The 13,474-nt window shown below is 66.7% G+C and carries 12 protein-coding genes; 7 read left to right on the forward strand and 5 right to left on the reverse strand.

Going from position 1 to position 13,474, the window contains the following annotated elements:
* Window positions 1–14 precede the first annotated feature (14 nt).
* On the reverse strand, window positions 15–1,589 hold the full coding sequence (locus tag E3T23_RS09920; protein ID WP_134370209.1) for a serine/threonine-protein kinase: 1,575 nt from the start codon (window positions 1,587–1,589) through the stop codon (window positions 15–17).
* A gap of 108 nt (window positions 1,590–1,697) precedes the next feature.
* Here E3T23_RS09920 and lipB point away from each other — a divergent pair, with 108 nt between their 5' ends.
* From lipB to E3T23_RS09935, 3 genes are read left to right on the forward strand one after another with little or no spacing between them, the layout of a single operon-like run.
* A complete protein-coding gene (gene lipB, locus E3T23_RS09925; RefSeq protein ID WP_134370210.1) occupies window positions 1,698–2,333 on the forward strand; it encodes a lipoyl(octanoyl) transferase LipB in 636 nt (211 codons plus the stop codon).
* The gene (gene lipA, locus E3T23_RS09930) at window positions 2,330–3,319 is read left to right on the forward strand and encodes a lipoyl synthase (RefSeq protein ID WP_134370211.1); all 990 of its coding nucleotides are present in this window, start codon (window positions 2,330–2,332) and stop codon (window positions 3,317–3,319) included. The genes lipB and lipA overlap by 4 nt, the downstream gene beginning before the upstream one ends.
* 48 nt (window positions 3,320–3,367) lie before the next feature.
* Window positions 3,368–4,078 (forward strand): DUF4191 domain-containing protein, encoded by a 711-nt coding sequence (locus E3T23_RS09935; protein WP_134370212.1) that lies wholly within the window; start codon window positions 3,368–3,370, stop codon window positions 4,076–4,078.
* Between the two features lie 17 nt (window positions 4,079–4,095).
* Here E3T23_RS09935 and E3T23_RS09940 read toward each other — a convergent pair whose 3' ends face one another.
* Window positions 4,096–4,536 (reverse strand): RDD family protein, encoded by a 441-nt coding sequence (locus tag E3T23_RS09940; protein WP_134370213.1) that lies wholly within the window; start codon window positions 4,534–4,536, stop codon window positions 4,096–4,098.
* Between the two features lie 144 nt (window positions 4,537–4,680).
* On the opposite strand from E3T23_RS09940, the gene glnA reads away from it, so the two are divergent.
* Window positions 4,681–6,105, forward strand: coding sequence for a type I glutamate--ammonia ligase (glnA, locus tag E3T23_RS09945; protein ID WP_134363786.1), 1,425 nt, complete (start codon window positions 4,681–4,683; stop codon window positions 6,103–6,105).
* 80 nt (window positions 6,106–6,185) lie between these two features.
* Here glnA and E3T23_RS09950 read toward each other — a convergent pair whose 3' ends face one another.
* Together E3T23_RS09950 and E3T23_RS09955 are read right to left on the reverse strand one after the other, a co-directional pair.
* A complete protein-coding gene (locus E3T23_RS09950) occupies window positions 6,186–9,221 on the reverse strand; it encodes a bifunctional [glutamine synthetase] adenylyltransferase/[glutamine synthetase]-adenylyl-L-tyrosine phosphorylase (RefSeq protein WP_134370214.1) in 3,036 nt (1,011 codons plus the stop codon).
* A gap of 20 nt (window positions 9,222–9,241) precedes the next feature.
* A complete protein-coding gene (locus tag E3T23_RS09955) occupies window positions 9,242–10,579 on the reverse strand; it encodes a glutamine synthetase family protein (protein WP_134370215.1) in 1,338 nt (445 codons plus the stop codon).
* Window positions 10,580–10,680: 101 nt separating this feature from the next.
* Between E3T23_RS09955 and panB the strand changes: the two genes are divergently transcribed.
* Entirely contained in the window at window positions 10,681–11,553 is an 873-nt protein-coding gene (gene panB, locus E3T23_RS09960) for a 3-methyl-2-oxobutanoate hydroxymethyltransferase (RefSeq protein WP_134370216.1), read from the forward strand.
* A gap of 35 nt (window positions 11,554–11,588) precedes the next feature.
* On the opposite strand, the gene E3T23_RS09965 is transcribed toward panB, so the two are convergent.
* The gene (locus E3T23_RS09965; RefSeq protein WP_134370217.1) at window positions 11,589–11,777 is read right to left on the reverse strand and encodes an SPOR domain-containing protein; all 189 of its coding nucleotides are present in this window, start codon (window positions 11,775–11,777) and stop codon (window positions 11,589–11,591) included.
* Between the two features lie 12 nt (window positions 11,778–11,789).
* Here E3T23_RS09965 and map point away from each other — a divergent pair, with 12 nt between their 5' ends.
* Window positions 11,790–12,656 (forward strand): type I methionyl aminopeptidase, encoded by an 867-nt coding sequence (gene map, locus E3T23_RS09970; RefSeq protein ID WP_134370218.1) that lies wholly within the window; start codon window positions 11,790–11,792, stop codon window positions 12,654–12,656.
* Window positions 12,657–12,687: 31 nt separating this feature from the next.
* Window positions 12,688–13,440 carry a polyphosphate--glucose phosphotransferase gene (ppgK, locus tag E3T23_RS09975; protein ID WP_277612463.1) on the forward strand — a complete coding sequence of 251 codons (753 nt, stop codon included), beginning with the start codon at window positions 12,688–12,690 and terminating at the stop codon, window positions 13,438–13,440.
* The last annotated feature ends 34 nt before the right edge of the window (window positions 13,441–13,474 follow it).

A 13,474-nucleotide genomic window follows, 5' to 3' on the forward strand; every position in this document is an offset into this window, starting at 1 on the left:
GAGAGAACCACGGACTAGTAATCGAAAATATCTCTGACTCGCCAGCCGGCCTCGCCCTTGACCACAAGGACCGAGGCCGGCTGTCGTTCTGCGGCCGGAGCTTGGAGCGATACCAGCGCGACGTCCCCCGTGCGCTCCACCAGAGCAGCGGCCCACGACCAGAGGTCTTCCTGCTCGGGTGCGACACCGCCCTGCTCCATCAGGCGCAGGGTGTGGCTGTCGGCCGCCAGCGCGGCCGATTGCGACTGGTGCACATCGTCGAGGCAGACCACCGAGACCTCGCGCAGGCATCGGGCTCGGATCCGCAGCAGCGCCGGGACTGCAACCGCGGGGTCGTCACCGAGCACCGCGGCTCGGTCAGCGCCGTCGGTGTCTGACCCGGACGGCTCTGCCGGGTCGTCCGAGGGGACTCCGGAGGAGTCGCCCGACTCCGTGGAGGCTGCGGGCCGCCCTCCCGCGTCGTGCTTGGACATTCCGGGGTTAACGGTCGTCACCGCGAGTCCGGTGCTCACCACGGCCACGACGGCCGCGAGAAGCAACGGGCCACCGCGGGCGCGGAATCCTCGGCCCCGCACCTTCTTCAGCTCACCGTCCCGGATGCCTATCCATCGCCGATGAACCGCCGCCCGCGAACGGGAGACCCGGCGCGCGAGCATCCGCCAGACCCCGGACTCCCCTGCGGCGAGTCGATCCACCTCCCCGTGCTCCCGCCCGGCTGGATCGTCAGGCGGAGGGCGCCTGAGCCAGTCACCGACTTGAGGCCCGCGGCCTGCAGCGCGGGTCTGACCCAGCCGCACCGGTACGGCCTCGGCCCAGGCGAACAGGAGGTGCTCGAGTTCGCCCGGGGCTCGGACCGTTGAACGAGCGGCCGGCACCGTGCACCAGCGCTCCAGGTCGCGGAGCGCGGTCGGGGCCGGCAGACCAGGGTCAACGTGGTCGAGTACCGCGCGGACAACCTGCGCGAGCCGGCCGTGGGCCGCGTCGACCGCGTCGACCGCCTCGGGGCGCCCGTCGTCGGCGTCCGGCAACGGCCGGAGCTGCCCCAGCCCGGTCAGGACCGGGCGACCGCTGGAGTCGAAGAGAATCGTCGACAGGTTCACGGCAGCATGCATCAGCCCGATGGCCTGCAACTCAGCGAGTGCGGCCGCGACCGGTGCCAGGATCGTGACCGCCTCCCCCGGACCGATGCGCCGGCGCCCCTCCAGGAAGCCAGAGAGCGCCCCGCCGGTGAGCTGTTCGAGGACGAGGCAGGTGCGACCGTCGGACAGGGTTCCGACGTCGACGAGCGCGGTCAGCCGGCCGGGCGTCAGAGTGGTCAGGGCACGGACCTCCCTGTCGACCGACAGGCTCTCCGTTCCCGGCAGGAAGACCTTGAGCACAACAGGGGCCGGGTGGTCACCCGGCCCCTGCCCGTGCCTCTCGCGCCCGGGCGGAGTCGACCACGGTGACGCCACGCCCACATACAGATCCGCCCGGTCGCTGGATCCCAGGCGCCGCAGAACCCGGTACCCGGCGATCAGTGCCGGGCCGCCGCCGGGCACCGGGGACGGGGGCTCCGGGTTGCGGGCGCGTGGGTCGCGGGTACTCATGCCGGAATGCTGGCCCCGCCGTTCCCCTACCGGGGGACCCGCACTCGGTTCGGGGACAACCGGGTCGGCATCCCCGTGGGGAGGAATGCCGGGGCTTAGAATGGCAGCATGCTCGACTTTGTCGTCGCGGGGCTAAGCGCCAACTCCGTGCCGTATGTTGAGGGCCTTGAGCTCCAACGCGCAGTCCACCGTTCCGTCGTCTCCGGGGAGAGGCCGGACACCGTCATCTTCCTCGAACATCCGAGCGTGTATACCGCCGGGAAGCGCACGGCTCCCGAAGAACGGCCCACCAACGGAACCCCCGTCATCGACGCGGACCGCGGCGGGAAGATCACCTGGCACGGCCCCGGTCAACTGGTCGGGTACCCGATCATGCGCCTACGGGAGCCCGTCGACGTCGTCGGCTATGTGCGCCTGCTCGAGGGGATCCTCATCGACGCGCTCCGGGGCTTCGGCATCGACGGTTTCCGGGTGCCCGGCCGTTCCGGAGTCTGGGTCGGCCCGAAGGGCAGGGAGGACAAAATCGCTGCCATCGGAATCCGCGTCGCTGAGGGAGTGACCATGCACGGCTTCGCCCTCAACTGCAACAACTCGCTCGAGCCTTACGACCACATCATCGCCTGCGGGATCAAGGACGCCGGCGTCACCACCATCTCGAGCTCGGTGGGCCACGACGTGAACCCCGCCGATCTCATCCCGTCCATCACCGCCCAGTTCGAGGCTGCCTGGGCGGTCTTCGCATGAGTGCGGCGCCCGAAGGGCGGAAGATGCTTCGCCTTGAAATCCGCAATATGGAAACGCCTATCGAACGCAAACCCGCCTGGATCAAGACGGTCGCGAAGATGGGACCCGAGTACCGCAAGCTTCAGAACCTGGTCAAGGGCGAGAACCTGCACACCGTGTGCCAGGAGGCTGGCTGCCCCAACATCTTCGAGTGCTGGGAGGACCGCGAGGCCACATTCCTGATCGGAGGGTCGCAGTGCACGCGGCGCTGCGACTTCTGCCAGATCGACACCGGCAAACCCGCCGAATACGACACGGATGAGCCGCGCCGGGTCGCGGAATCCGTCATCAAAATGAATTTGCGCTACGCCACCGTGACCGGCGTCGCCCGCGACGACCTGCCCGACGAGGGATCCTGGCTCTACGCCGAGACCATCCGGCAGATCCACCGGCAGAGCCCCGGAACCGGAGTCGAGATCCTGGTCCCGGACTTCTCCGGAAACCCGGACCACCTCGGCGAGGTCTTCTCCGCCCGGCCAGAGGTCTTCGGCCACAACGTGGAGACCGTCCCGCGCATTTTCAAGCGAATCCGGCCGGCATTCCGCTACGACCGGTCCCTCGACGTACTCACGCAGGGCCGGAACGCCGGACTGATCACGAAGTCGAACCTCATCCTGGGTATGGGCGAGGAGCGGGCGGAGGTGAGTCAGGCGCTCCAAGACCTGCACGATGCCGGGACCGACATCATCACGATCACCCAGTATCTGCGCCCGAGCGCGCGTCACCTCCCCGTCGCCCGCTGGGTGAAGCCGGAGGAATTCATCGAGCTCAAGGAGGAAGCCGAGGCCATCGGTTTCCTCGGTGTGCTCTCCGGCCCGCTGGTACGGTCCTCGTACCGGGCCGGCCGGCTCTGGGCCCAGTCCATGCTGGCGACCGGTCGCGAGGTTCCGCCGCAACTGCGCCACCTGGCGGATGCCTCTCTCGGGTTCGCCCAGGCGGTCACCTGATCAAAATTCGGTCACGAGACATTCGGGTGACTCGGTAGTCTTGGAACCATGGCACGCAGCAAGGACAAGACTCCCCGCCCCCCCAAGAAGCCCGGCCGCATGAAGCAAATGTGGCAGGTGTTCCAGATGACACGTCGTTACGACAAGAAGATCGTGTTGTTCATGGTTCTCGGCTTCGTGGTTCCCGTCGCCGTCGCCCTGGGGCTGGCCCTCATTCTGTCCCCCGGCAGCATCCTCAACATCGTGTTGTGGACGATTTCGGGTGTGCTCGCCGGCATCCTCGCCATGCTCATCATTCTGGGCAGGCGGGCCGAAAAGGCCGCATACTCCCAGATCGAGGGCCAACCCGGCGCGGTCGGCGCCGTGCTGCGCGGCTCACTGAAGCGTGGCTGGGTGGGCAGTGAAATGCCCGTCGCCGTCAACGGCAAGACCCAGGACGCCGTGTACCGGGCGGTCGGTCGCGGTGGCGTCGTACTGATCAGTGAAGGTCCGCGCACCCGTACGGCCCGCATGCTCGAAGAAGAGCGTCGGATGGTGACCAGGCTCGGCGGAAGCATCGCCGTCACGATCATCAGCGTCGGCCCCGACGCTGATGCCGTGCCGCTGCACAAACTGGCCAGACGCCTTACCCGGATCAAGCCCACCCTGACCAAGGCCGAGGTGCTCGCCGTGAACAACCGCTTGAACTCCATGACCAAGAAGCTGCCGATCCCCAAGGGCGTCGACCCGATGAAGGCACGCCCGCAGCGCGGAAACTAACCGTTTTCCCGCGCCGGTCAGCCGCGGATGAGCACCGTTCCCGCGACCTTGTCGTGAAAACCGCGCTGGTCCGAGTCCCAGACCAGCGCGGGGACCGCCAGGCCGAGCAGCACGGAACGCACGACAGGGCGCCACACCCCGACCCAGCCCGGCCGGAGCGGGACGACGCGGAGTCCGACCAGGCGGTGGCCGATGCTTCCACCGATCGTCGGGATGAACACGATCTGCAGGCCCACGAAAATCCCGGTCACGGCGAAGCCGTTGACCACTCCCTCCGGGCTGAAGAACAGTGACGCCGCCCCGTAGGCCAGGGCCCAGTCCAACGCGAGGGCGCCGATTCGGCGGCCGACGCGCCCCACGGACCGAGGGCCCTCGTTCGGCAGGCCGAGGCGCTCCCCCGGCCACCGACTCGGTGGAAGCTGTCCAAAAGTGGTTGAGTTCGAGGCTGCGGCAGACACGGTTTGAGTCTACCGAGCGGGCCCCGCTGTAACATGTGTGAAACATAAGCGTCACTGCCGGGTAATGGCACCCCAGTAACCTCAAGGGAGCCGCAGTGCGCGACTCATAAGTTCTGTGCCCACGTCGTTTGGAGAAAAAACCGCATGTTCCGCGATTCGTCAGAAGTGCTCAAGTTCATCAAGGACACCGACGTCAAGTTCCTTGACATCCGTTTCACCGATTTACCGGGTGTGCAGCAGCACTTCAACATCCCCGCGTCGACGGTCGATGAAGAGTTCTTCACGGTCGGGCAGATGTTTGACGGTTCGTCGATCCGCGGTTTTGCGTCGATCCACGAATCGGACATGCAGCTGATTCCGGACGTCACCACGGCCTATATCGACGCGTTCCGCACCGAGCGCACGCTCATCATGCTCTTCGACATTTACAACCCGCGGAACGGCGAGATTTACTCGAAGGACCCGCGTCAGGTGGCCAAGAAGGCCGAGAAGTACCTCGCCTCGACCGGGATCGCCGACACCGCGTTCTTCGCGCCCGAGGCCGAATTCTACATCTTCGACGACGTTCGCTACGAAGTGAACCAGCACTCCAGCTTCTACTCCGTCGACTCCAGCGAGGGTGCCTGGAACTCGGGCAAGGAAGAGGTCGGCGGCAACCTCGCCAACAAGACCCCGTTCAAGGGCGGCTACTTCCCGGTCAGCCCGGTCGACCAGCACGCCGACCTGCGCGACGACATCTGCCTCAAGCTGATCGACGCCGGACTCATCCTCGAGCGCAGTCACCACGAGGTCGGCACGGGCGGCCAGGGCGAGATCAACTACCGCTTCGACACCATGGTCCACGCGGCGGACGACCTTCTCAAGTTCAAGTACATCGTCAAGAACACCTCGGCCGAGTGGGGAAAGACTGCCACCTTCATGCCGAAGCCGCTCTTCGGCGACAACGGCTCGGGCATGCACACGCACCAGTCGTTGTGGGCCGACGGCAAGCCGCTCTTCTACGATGAGGCCGGCTATGGCGGACTGTCCGACGTCGCCCGCTGGTACATCGGGGGTCTGCTCAAGCACGCCGCCGCCGTGCTCGCGTTCACGAACCCGAGCGTCAACTCGTACCACCGGCTGGTACCCGGCTTCGAAGCCCCCGTGAACCTGGTCTACTCGGCCGGCAACCGCTCGGCCTCCATCCGGATTCCGATCACGGGCACCAACCCGAAGGCCAAGCGCATCGAATTCCGCGCTCCGGATGCCTCGGGCAACCCGTACCTCGCCTTCGCCGCTCAGCTGATGGCCGGCCTCGACGGGATCAAGAACCGGATCGAACCGCACGAGCCGGTCGACAAGGACCTCTACGAGCTTCCGCCCGAAGAGGCCAAGAACATCCCGCAGGTTCCCGCGTCGCTCGGCGAGGCCCTCACGGCCCTCGAGAACGACCATGACTTCCTGCTGGCCGGCAACGTCTTCACTCCTGAACTGATCGAGACCTGGATCGACTACAAGCGCGAGATGGAAATCAAGCCGCTCGCGCAGCGTCCGCACCCGTTCGAGTTCGAGCTCTATTACGGGGTCTAAGCCGTAATCCACACATCAGGACCGCATCCCCGTCGGGGTGCGGTCCTCTTGTTTTGTCGCTGCCGGCGACGGTGCCGGGGCTATCCGCCGAACGGTCCCGCCCGTTCCACCGGGCCGTAGAAGAGCCGCTCGAAGACCGCTCGGGCGCGCCGGGTCACCGACAGGTAGTCCTCTTCGAGCGTGTTGGCGGATCCCGGAGGGTACTCCATCACCCGGGCGACGCCTTCGAGTGCGGCGCGGTCGGTCGGGAGGACATCCGTGGTCTTGTTGGTCCAGAGGGTGATCGCTGATCGGCAACGGGACGCGAAGATCCACGCGGCAGTGAGCGTTTCCGCGTCCAGCTCGCTGACCAGGTCCGCAGCGACGGCCGCGCGGAGCGCACCGAGAGTGGACGAGGTGCGCAGCGACGGGATGTCGGCCGCGTACTGCAGCTGCATCAGCTGCACGAACCACTCCACGTCGCTCAACGATCCACGACCCAACTTGAGGTGGCGGTTGGGATCGGCGCCCTGCGGCAGCCGTTCGTTTTCGACTCTGGCTTTGATCCGCTTGACCTCACGGATCGCCTGGCCGCTGATCGACGGTGGGTACCGCACCGCGTCGGCGACGGCTTCGAAGTCGGTCAGGAGCCGGGCATCGCCGGCGACTCCTCTTCCCCGCAGGAGCGCCTGCGCCTCCCAGGTGAGCGACCAACGCCGATAATAGGCCTCGTAGGATTCGAGGGATCTGGCGACGGAACCATTCTTCCCTTCAGGGCGCAGGCCGATGTCCAGATCCAGAGGCAGTCGGTTGTCCTCGGTAAGCCGGGACAGCTCCTTCACGATGAATTTCGCCCGGTCGTGGGCTGCTTCGCCCGTGAGGGCGCCCGTGCGGAAGACGTACATCACGTCGGCGTCCGAACCGAACCCCAGTTCCGAGCCGCCGAACCTGCCCATCCCGATCACGGCGAATTCGATCCCGTCGGCGCCTTGGCCGTCCTCGGCGCCGTCGAGCGTGGTACCACGGATGGCGGCGAGCACCCCCTGAATAACGGTGGCGGTGACATCGGTGAGCCCCGTGGCCAGCTCGTCGATGCTGACCTGCCCCAGCACCGCCGAGAACGCCAGCCGCAGCATCTCGCGGCGTCTGGCCGTGCGCAGGATCGACGCGGCGGCATCCGGGCTCTCGTGCCGGGCCAGCACGGCGCGGGCCTCCTCCCGGAGGGTGGCGGCACTCCGCGGCCGCAGGTCGTCCTCGTCTTCCAGCCAGGCCACGGACGCGGGAATGGTCTCCAGGAGCTCGCCGACGAACCGGGACGAGGACAACACCCGGGTGAGGCGTTCGGCGGCCCCCGACGAGTCGCGGAGCATTCGCAGGAACCAGTAGGTCGTACCGAGACTGTCACTCAGCCGACGGAACGCGAGCAGCCCGTAGTCCGGGTCGGCTCCCTCGGAGAACCACTGCAGCAACACCGGCAGCAGATTGCGTTGGATCGTCGCGCGCCGGGACACCCCGCCGGTCAGAGCCGCAATGTGGCCGAGGGCGCCCTTCGTGTTGCGGAACCCGATCGCGGCCAACCGGGCCTCCGCCTGGGCGCTGGTGAGGCCCCGTCCGTCCGCCGGCAGTGCGGCGACCGCCGACAGGAGGGGGCGGTAGAACAGGCGCTCGTGCAGGCCGCGCACCCGGTGCTTGGTGTTCAGCCAACGGACGGTCAGCTGGGCGGCATTCGGGGCGAGCCCGGTCGCCCGGGCGAGGACGCGCAGGCTCGACTCGTCCCGCGGCACGAGGTGGGTTCGCCGAAGCTTCTCCAGCTGCAGGCGATGCTCCATCAGCCTCAGGATGCGGTACTCCTCTGCGAACTCGGCCGCCTCGGCGCGCCCGACGTAGCCGCTCTCAGCCAGCGCGGTCAGCGCCGGCAGGGTACCGGCCTGCCGAACCGCCGGATCCGCCTGCCCGTGCACCAACTGCAGCAGCTGCACCGTGAACTCGATGTCGCGGAGGCCGCCGGGGCCGAGCTTCAGTTGCACGGCCACTTCGTCCTCGGGGATGTTCTGAGTCACGCGCTCGCGCATCCGCTGCACAGACTCGACGAAATTCTCCCGACTGGCGCTGGTCCACACCTTCGGGGACACCGCCGCGACATACCGGGCGCCAAGCTCGAGGTCGCCGGCCAGCGGCCTGGCTTTCAGCAGCGCCTGGAACTCCCAACTCTTCGCCCAGCGCTCGTAGTAGGCCAGGTGGGACTCGAGGGAGCGCACGAGGGCGCCGGACTTGCCCTCGGGGCGGAGATTCGGGTCCACCTCCCAGAGTTCGGGTTCGACGGACGGCTGATTCAGGCCCCGCATCAACAGGATGGCGAGCCGGGTGGCGATGTCGACCGCACGCGGCGCGTCGAGTCCGGCGTCCGGGTCACCCTCTGCGACGAAGATCACATCGACGTCGCTCACGTAGTTGAGTTCGCCGGCACCCGCCTTGCCCATACCGATCACCGCGAGCCGGGTGGCGCGCACCTCGTTCTCCGGGAAAACGCCGCGGCCCGCGACCAGACCGGTTGACATACTGCGGGCGACGGCCAGGGACGCCTCCAGCGCGGCGGCCGCCAGGTCGGCGAGCGTGCGGGCGACGGCGTCGAGGCCCGCGACCGGGTCGGCCTGTTCGAGGTCGAAGGCGGCCAGCTGCGCCAGACGGCGTCGGTAGCGCACCCGCAGGGCGACCCAGCCCTCGTCGTCGACGAGGCGGGAGAAACCGTCCACGGCACCGACCGACTCGAGCAGGTCCTTCGTCAGTTCCGAAAGGGCGGGAAGGGTCGTGACGGGTTTGGCGAGAACCGTCAACTCCTCCGGATGACGCAGGAAGAAATCGGTCAGACCGCTCGACGCCCCGACGACCCGCAGCAGCCGCTGGGTCGGATCCGGGGCCTGCAACAAGGCCCGCACCTTGTTCGGCGCCTGGCGAAGCAACGACACGAGCGCCGCGAGGGCGGCATCCGGGTTGGCCGTTCTGGCGAGCATCGGGAGAAGCGCCGCCGGTTCTGGACCGCCCAGGTCATCGACTTCCGCCAGCCGGACCCGCACCTCTTGCAGCTCGACAAAGCCCGCCCGAGCGAGCTCGGTCAGGGTCAGCTGTTCCCGTGCCATCGGGTCTCGTCTTTCCGGTATCAGAGCATCTGGAGGTTCTTGTCGAGCTCGAAGGGAGTGACCTGCGAGCGGTACTCCTTCCACTCCTGGCGCTTGTTGAGCAACACATAGTTGAACACGTGCTCGCCCAGCGTCTCCGCGACCAGTTCGGACTCCTCCATGTACTGGATCGCGTGGTCGAGGCTCGCCGGAAGCTGCCGGTAGCCCAGAGCGCGACGTTCGGTGTCGCTCAGGCCCCACACATTGTCTTCGGCCTCCGGGGGGAGCTCGTAGCCCTCTTCGATCCCCTTGAGCCCGGCGGCCAGCATGAGCGAATACGCGAGATACGGATTCGCGGCCGAATCGATGGCCCGGTACTCGACGCGGGCGCTCTGGCCCTTGTTGGGCTTGTAGAGCGGCACTCGGATCAGGGCGGACCGGTTGTTGTGACCCCAGCAGACGAAGCTGGGTGCCTCGTCCCCGCCCCACAGCCGCTTGTAGGAGTTGACGAACTGGTTCGTGACGGCGGTGATCTCCGGGGCGTGCTTGAGCAGCCCGGCGATGAACTGGCGGCCGGTCTTGGAGAGCTGGTACTGGGCGCCCGCCTCGAAGAACGCGTTGGTGTCGCCCTCGAACAGGGACAGGTGAGTGTGCATGCCTGACCCGGGGTGCTCCGACATCGGCTTCGGCATGAACGTCGCGTAGACGCCCTGCTCGATGGCCACCTCTTTGATGACGGTGCGGAAGGTCATGATGTTGTCAGCCGTGGTCAGCGCATCCGCGTAGCGCAGGTCGATCTCGTTCTGACCGGGACCAGCCTCGTGGTGGCTGAATTCCACTGAAATGCCGAGGTCTTCGAGCATCCGCACCGACCGACGCCGGAAATCGTGGGCCGTGCCGCCGGGGACGTTGTCGAAGTAGCCGGCCTGGTCCACCGGGACGGGGCCGTTCTTGCCGTACTTGGAGGACTTGAGCAGGTAGAACTCGATCTCGGGGTGGGTGTAGAAAGTGAATCCGCGATCGGCCGCCTTGGCCAGCGTGCGCTTGAGCACATTTCGCGGATCGGCGACGGCCGGCTGGCCGTCGGGCGTCATGATGTCGCAGAACATGCGGGCGGTCGGGTCGATCTCTCCCCGCCAGGGCAGGATCTGGAACGTGGTCGGGTCCGGGTGCGCGAGCACATCCGCCTCGAACGACCGGGTGAGACCCTCGATCGCCGAGCCGTCGAAACCGAGCCCCTCAGCGAATGCGCCCTCAACCTCTGCGGGTGCGATGGCCACCGATTTGAGGGTGCCGACGACATCCGTGAACCAGAGTCGGATGAACTTGATTCCCCGTTCCTCGATGGTCCGAAGAACGAAGTCGCGCTGCTTGTCCATTCACGCCCTTTCTTGTCGCTCCCTAGGCTACTGTCTGACGTCGATTCTCGGGCGAAACCGGCCGCCGATCGGCGCGAACGCGCCTTGACTACACTTGAGGCATGCCAGAGTCGACCGTTCCGGATGCCCCCCAGCCCGTCAGCGAGCTGAATCCCTTCGTTCCCGTGCAGTCCGGACCCAAACGGGTGCGGACGCGCCATTTTCACAACGCCAAGCAGCAGGGCATCCCGATCACGGGACTCACCAGCTACGACATGCTCACGGCTCAGATCTTCGACCAGGCCGGCATCGATTTCCTGCTGGTGGGCGATTCCGCCGGAAACAACGTGTTCGGCTACGAGACCACCCTGCCGGTGACGGTCGACGAACTCATCCCGCTCACTCGGGCCGTCGCGCGCGCCGTCACCCGCGCGCTCGTCGTCGCGGATATGCCCTTCGGTTCATACGAGACCGGCCAGAGCGAGGCCCTGCACACCGCCGTGCGTTTCATGAAGGAAGCGCAGGCCCACGCGGTCAAGCTCGAGGGCGGGGTGCGCAGCCACAAGCAGATCAAACGCATCGTGTCTTCGGGGATCCCCGTGATGGGGCATGTCGGCTTCACCCCGCAGAGCGAGCACGGCCTCGGCGGGCACATGATCCAGGGGCGCGGCGAGGCCGCGGACCAGCTGATCGAAGACGCCCTCGCGGTGCAGGACGCCGGCGCGTTCGCGGTCGTCCTCGAGATGGTCCCGGCGACGGTGGCGGCACTGGTCACCGCACGCCTCGAAATCCCCACGATCGGCGTGGGCGCGGGACCCGACGTCGACGGCCAGCTGCTGGTGTGGACGGATTTCGCCGGCATGACCGAGGGGCGGGTGCCCCGGTTCGTGCGGCAGTACGCGAATCTGCGCGGCGTGCTGACGGATGCCGTGCACCGGTTCAAGGACGACGTCAGTTCCGGCGCCTACCCGGCGCCGGAACACAGCTACGAGTAGTCCCACAGCTACGGGCAGTCCCGCAGCGATCGGACCTAGCGCTCGTTCTCGGCCTCTTCGGCGGCCCATTTGGCGCTATTCGCGCGCAGTTTCGCCAAAGCGTGGACGGCCTCCTCCCGGGTGGTGAACGGCCCGACACGGTCCGTGGAGGGGGACTGCATCCCCTGCTCGACCGCGCCCGAGCGCATGTTGTACCAGAACTGGTGATCGATGTTTTCGGACATAAGCTTGATCTTATGCCTAAGGATTCTGTCGGTCACCTCCTCCCCGGAGCGGTTTCTCCGCTCCGGTCCGTTCCCCGCCACATCGTGCGCCCGGAGTACGTCGGGAAGGACATGCCGTCGCCCTTCACGGGATCGGATGTGTACTCCCCCGAGCGCATCCAGCTCATCCGCGAATCCGGCCGGATTGCCGCTTTGGCCATTGAGGCGGTCGGACGGGCCATCCGGCCCGGCGTGACGACGGAGGAACTCGACCGGATCGGCCACGAGTTCATGATCGAGCGAGACGCCTACCCGTCGACGCTCGGCTATCGCGGGTTTCCCAAATCGCTGTGCAGCTCCGTGAACGAGGTCATCTGCCACGGCATCCCCGATGACACCGTCCTCGAGAACGGGGACATCGTCAACATCGACATCACCGCCTATAAGAACGGCGTGCACGGCGACACGAACGCCACCTTCATCGTCGGGGAGGCCCGGGACGAGGTCAAACTCCTCGTCGAACGCACCCGGGAAGCCCTCGCCCGAGGTATCAAGGCCGTTGCTCCCGGGCGCCAGGTGAACGTGATCGGCCGCACCATCGAGTCCTACGCCAAGAGGTTCGGCTACGGCGTCGTGCGCGACTTCACCGGTCACGGCGTCGGCGAGGCCTTCCACTCCGGCCTGATCATCCCCCACTATGACTCCGCTCCCGTCTACGACACCGTGATGGAGGTCGGCATGGTCTTCACGATCGAACCGATGCTCACCCTCGGCGGCAGCGACTGGGACATGTGGGCGGATGACTGGACCGTGACGACCAGGGACAAGAGCATCACCGCCCAGTTCGAGCACACCCTCATGGTGACCGAGCGCGGCGCCGAGATTCTCACCCTCCCCTGACAACCGGTAGGTTTCTTCTATGAGTTCAACCATGGCTATCGGCATCGACATCGGCGGCACCGGCATCAAGGGAGCGGTGGTCGATCTGTCCACCGGCCAGCTCTTGTCCGCTCGGGTGAAGCTGCCCACGCCCAAAGGCGGCCGCCCGGCCGACATCATCGAGACGACCAGAAACCTGCTGGCCACGATTTCCGCTGAGGAGGGTGCCGGCGCGTTGCCGGTGGGCATCTGCTTCCCCGCGGTTGTGAAGAACGGCCACACCATGTCGGCCGCCAACGTGTCGGACAAGTGGATCGGCCTCGCTGCCGAGAAGCTCTTCGAGAAGGGTCTCGGCCACCCCATTCATTTCGTGAACGACGCGGATGCCGCCGGTTATGCGGAAGCGCAGTTCGGTGCGGCAAAGGGTGTGAGCGGGGTGGTCATCATGACCACCCTCGGCACCGGAATCGGTACGGCACTGCTCAACGACGGAGTGCTCGTGCCGAATACCGAACTCGGTCATTTGCAGATCGACGGCGTCGACTACGAGACGAAGGCTGCGTACTCCGCCAAGGAACGCGAAAACCTGAGCTGGGAGAAATGGGCCGGTCGGTTGCAGAAGTACTATTCGACCGTGGAAGCGCTGTTCTCGCCTGACCTCTTCATCGTCGGTGGCGGCGTGTCCAAGCACCACCAGGACTTCCTGCCACTGCTCCGGCTGAAAACGGCCATCATCCCGGCCGTGCACCGCAACAATGCGGGAATCCTCGGCGCCGCCGCCCTCGCCGTCAAGCACCGGGACTGACCCGGAGCGGCTCGAGTGGTCCGGCGAATCGTGG

The sequence above is a fragment of the Cryobacterium cheniae genome (genome assembly GCF_004403395.1).
Classification (GTDB): domain Bacteria; phylum Actinomycetota; class Actinomycetes; order Actinomycetales; family Microbacteriaceae; genus Cryobacterium; species Cryobacterium cheniae.

Bases quoted from the DNA above. Each gene is read 5' to 3' on its own strand.
- E3T23_RS09920 (WP_134370209.1), bottom strand. From the start codon at position 1,589: ATGAGTACCCGCGACCCACGCGCCCGCAACCCGGAGCCCCCGTCCCCG.
- lipB (WP_134370210.1), top strand. From the start codon at position 1,698: ATGCTCGACTTTGTCGTCGCGGGGCTAAGCGCCAACTCCGTGCCGTAT.
- lipA (WP_134370211.1), top strand. From the start codon at position 2,330: ATGAGTGCGGCGCCCGAAGGGCGGAAGATGCTTCGCCTTGAAATCCGC.
- E3T23_RS09935 (WP_134370212.1), top strand. From the start codon at position 3,368: ATGGCACGCAGCAAGGACAAGACTCCCCGCCCCCCCAAGAAGCCCGGC.
- glnA (WP_134363786.1), top strand. From the start codon at position 4,681: ATGTTCCGCGATTCGTCAGAAGTGCTCAAGTTCATCAAGGACACCGAC.
- E3T23_RS09950 (WP_134370214.1), bottom strand. From the start codon at position 9,221: ATGGCACGGGAACAGCTGACCCTGACCGAGCTCGCTCGGGCGGGCTTT.
- E3T23_RS09955 (WP_134370215.1), bottom strand. From the start codon at position 10,579: ATGGACAAGCAGCGCGACTTCGTTCTTCGGACCATCGAGGAACGGGGA.
- panB (WP_134370216.1), top strand. From the start codon at position 10,681: ATGCCAGAGTCGACCGTTCCGGATGCCCCCCAGCCCGTCAGCGAGCTG.
- E3T23_RS09965 (WP_134370217.1), bottom strand. From the start codon at position 11,777: ATGTCCGAAAACATCGATCACCAGTTCTGGTACAACATGCGCTCGGGC.
- map (WP_134370218.1), top strand. From the start codon at position 11,790: ATGCCTAAGGATTCTGTCGGTCACCTCCTCCCCGGAGCGGTTTCTCCG.
- ppgK (WP_277612463.1), top strand. From the start codon at position 12,688: ATGGCTATCGGCATCGACATCGGCGGCACCGGCATCAAGGGAGCGGTG.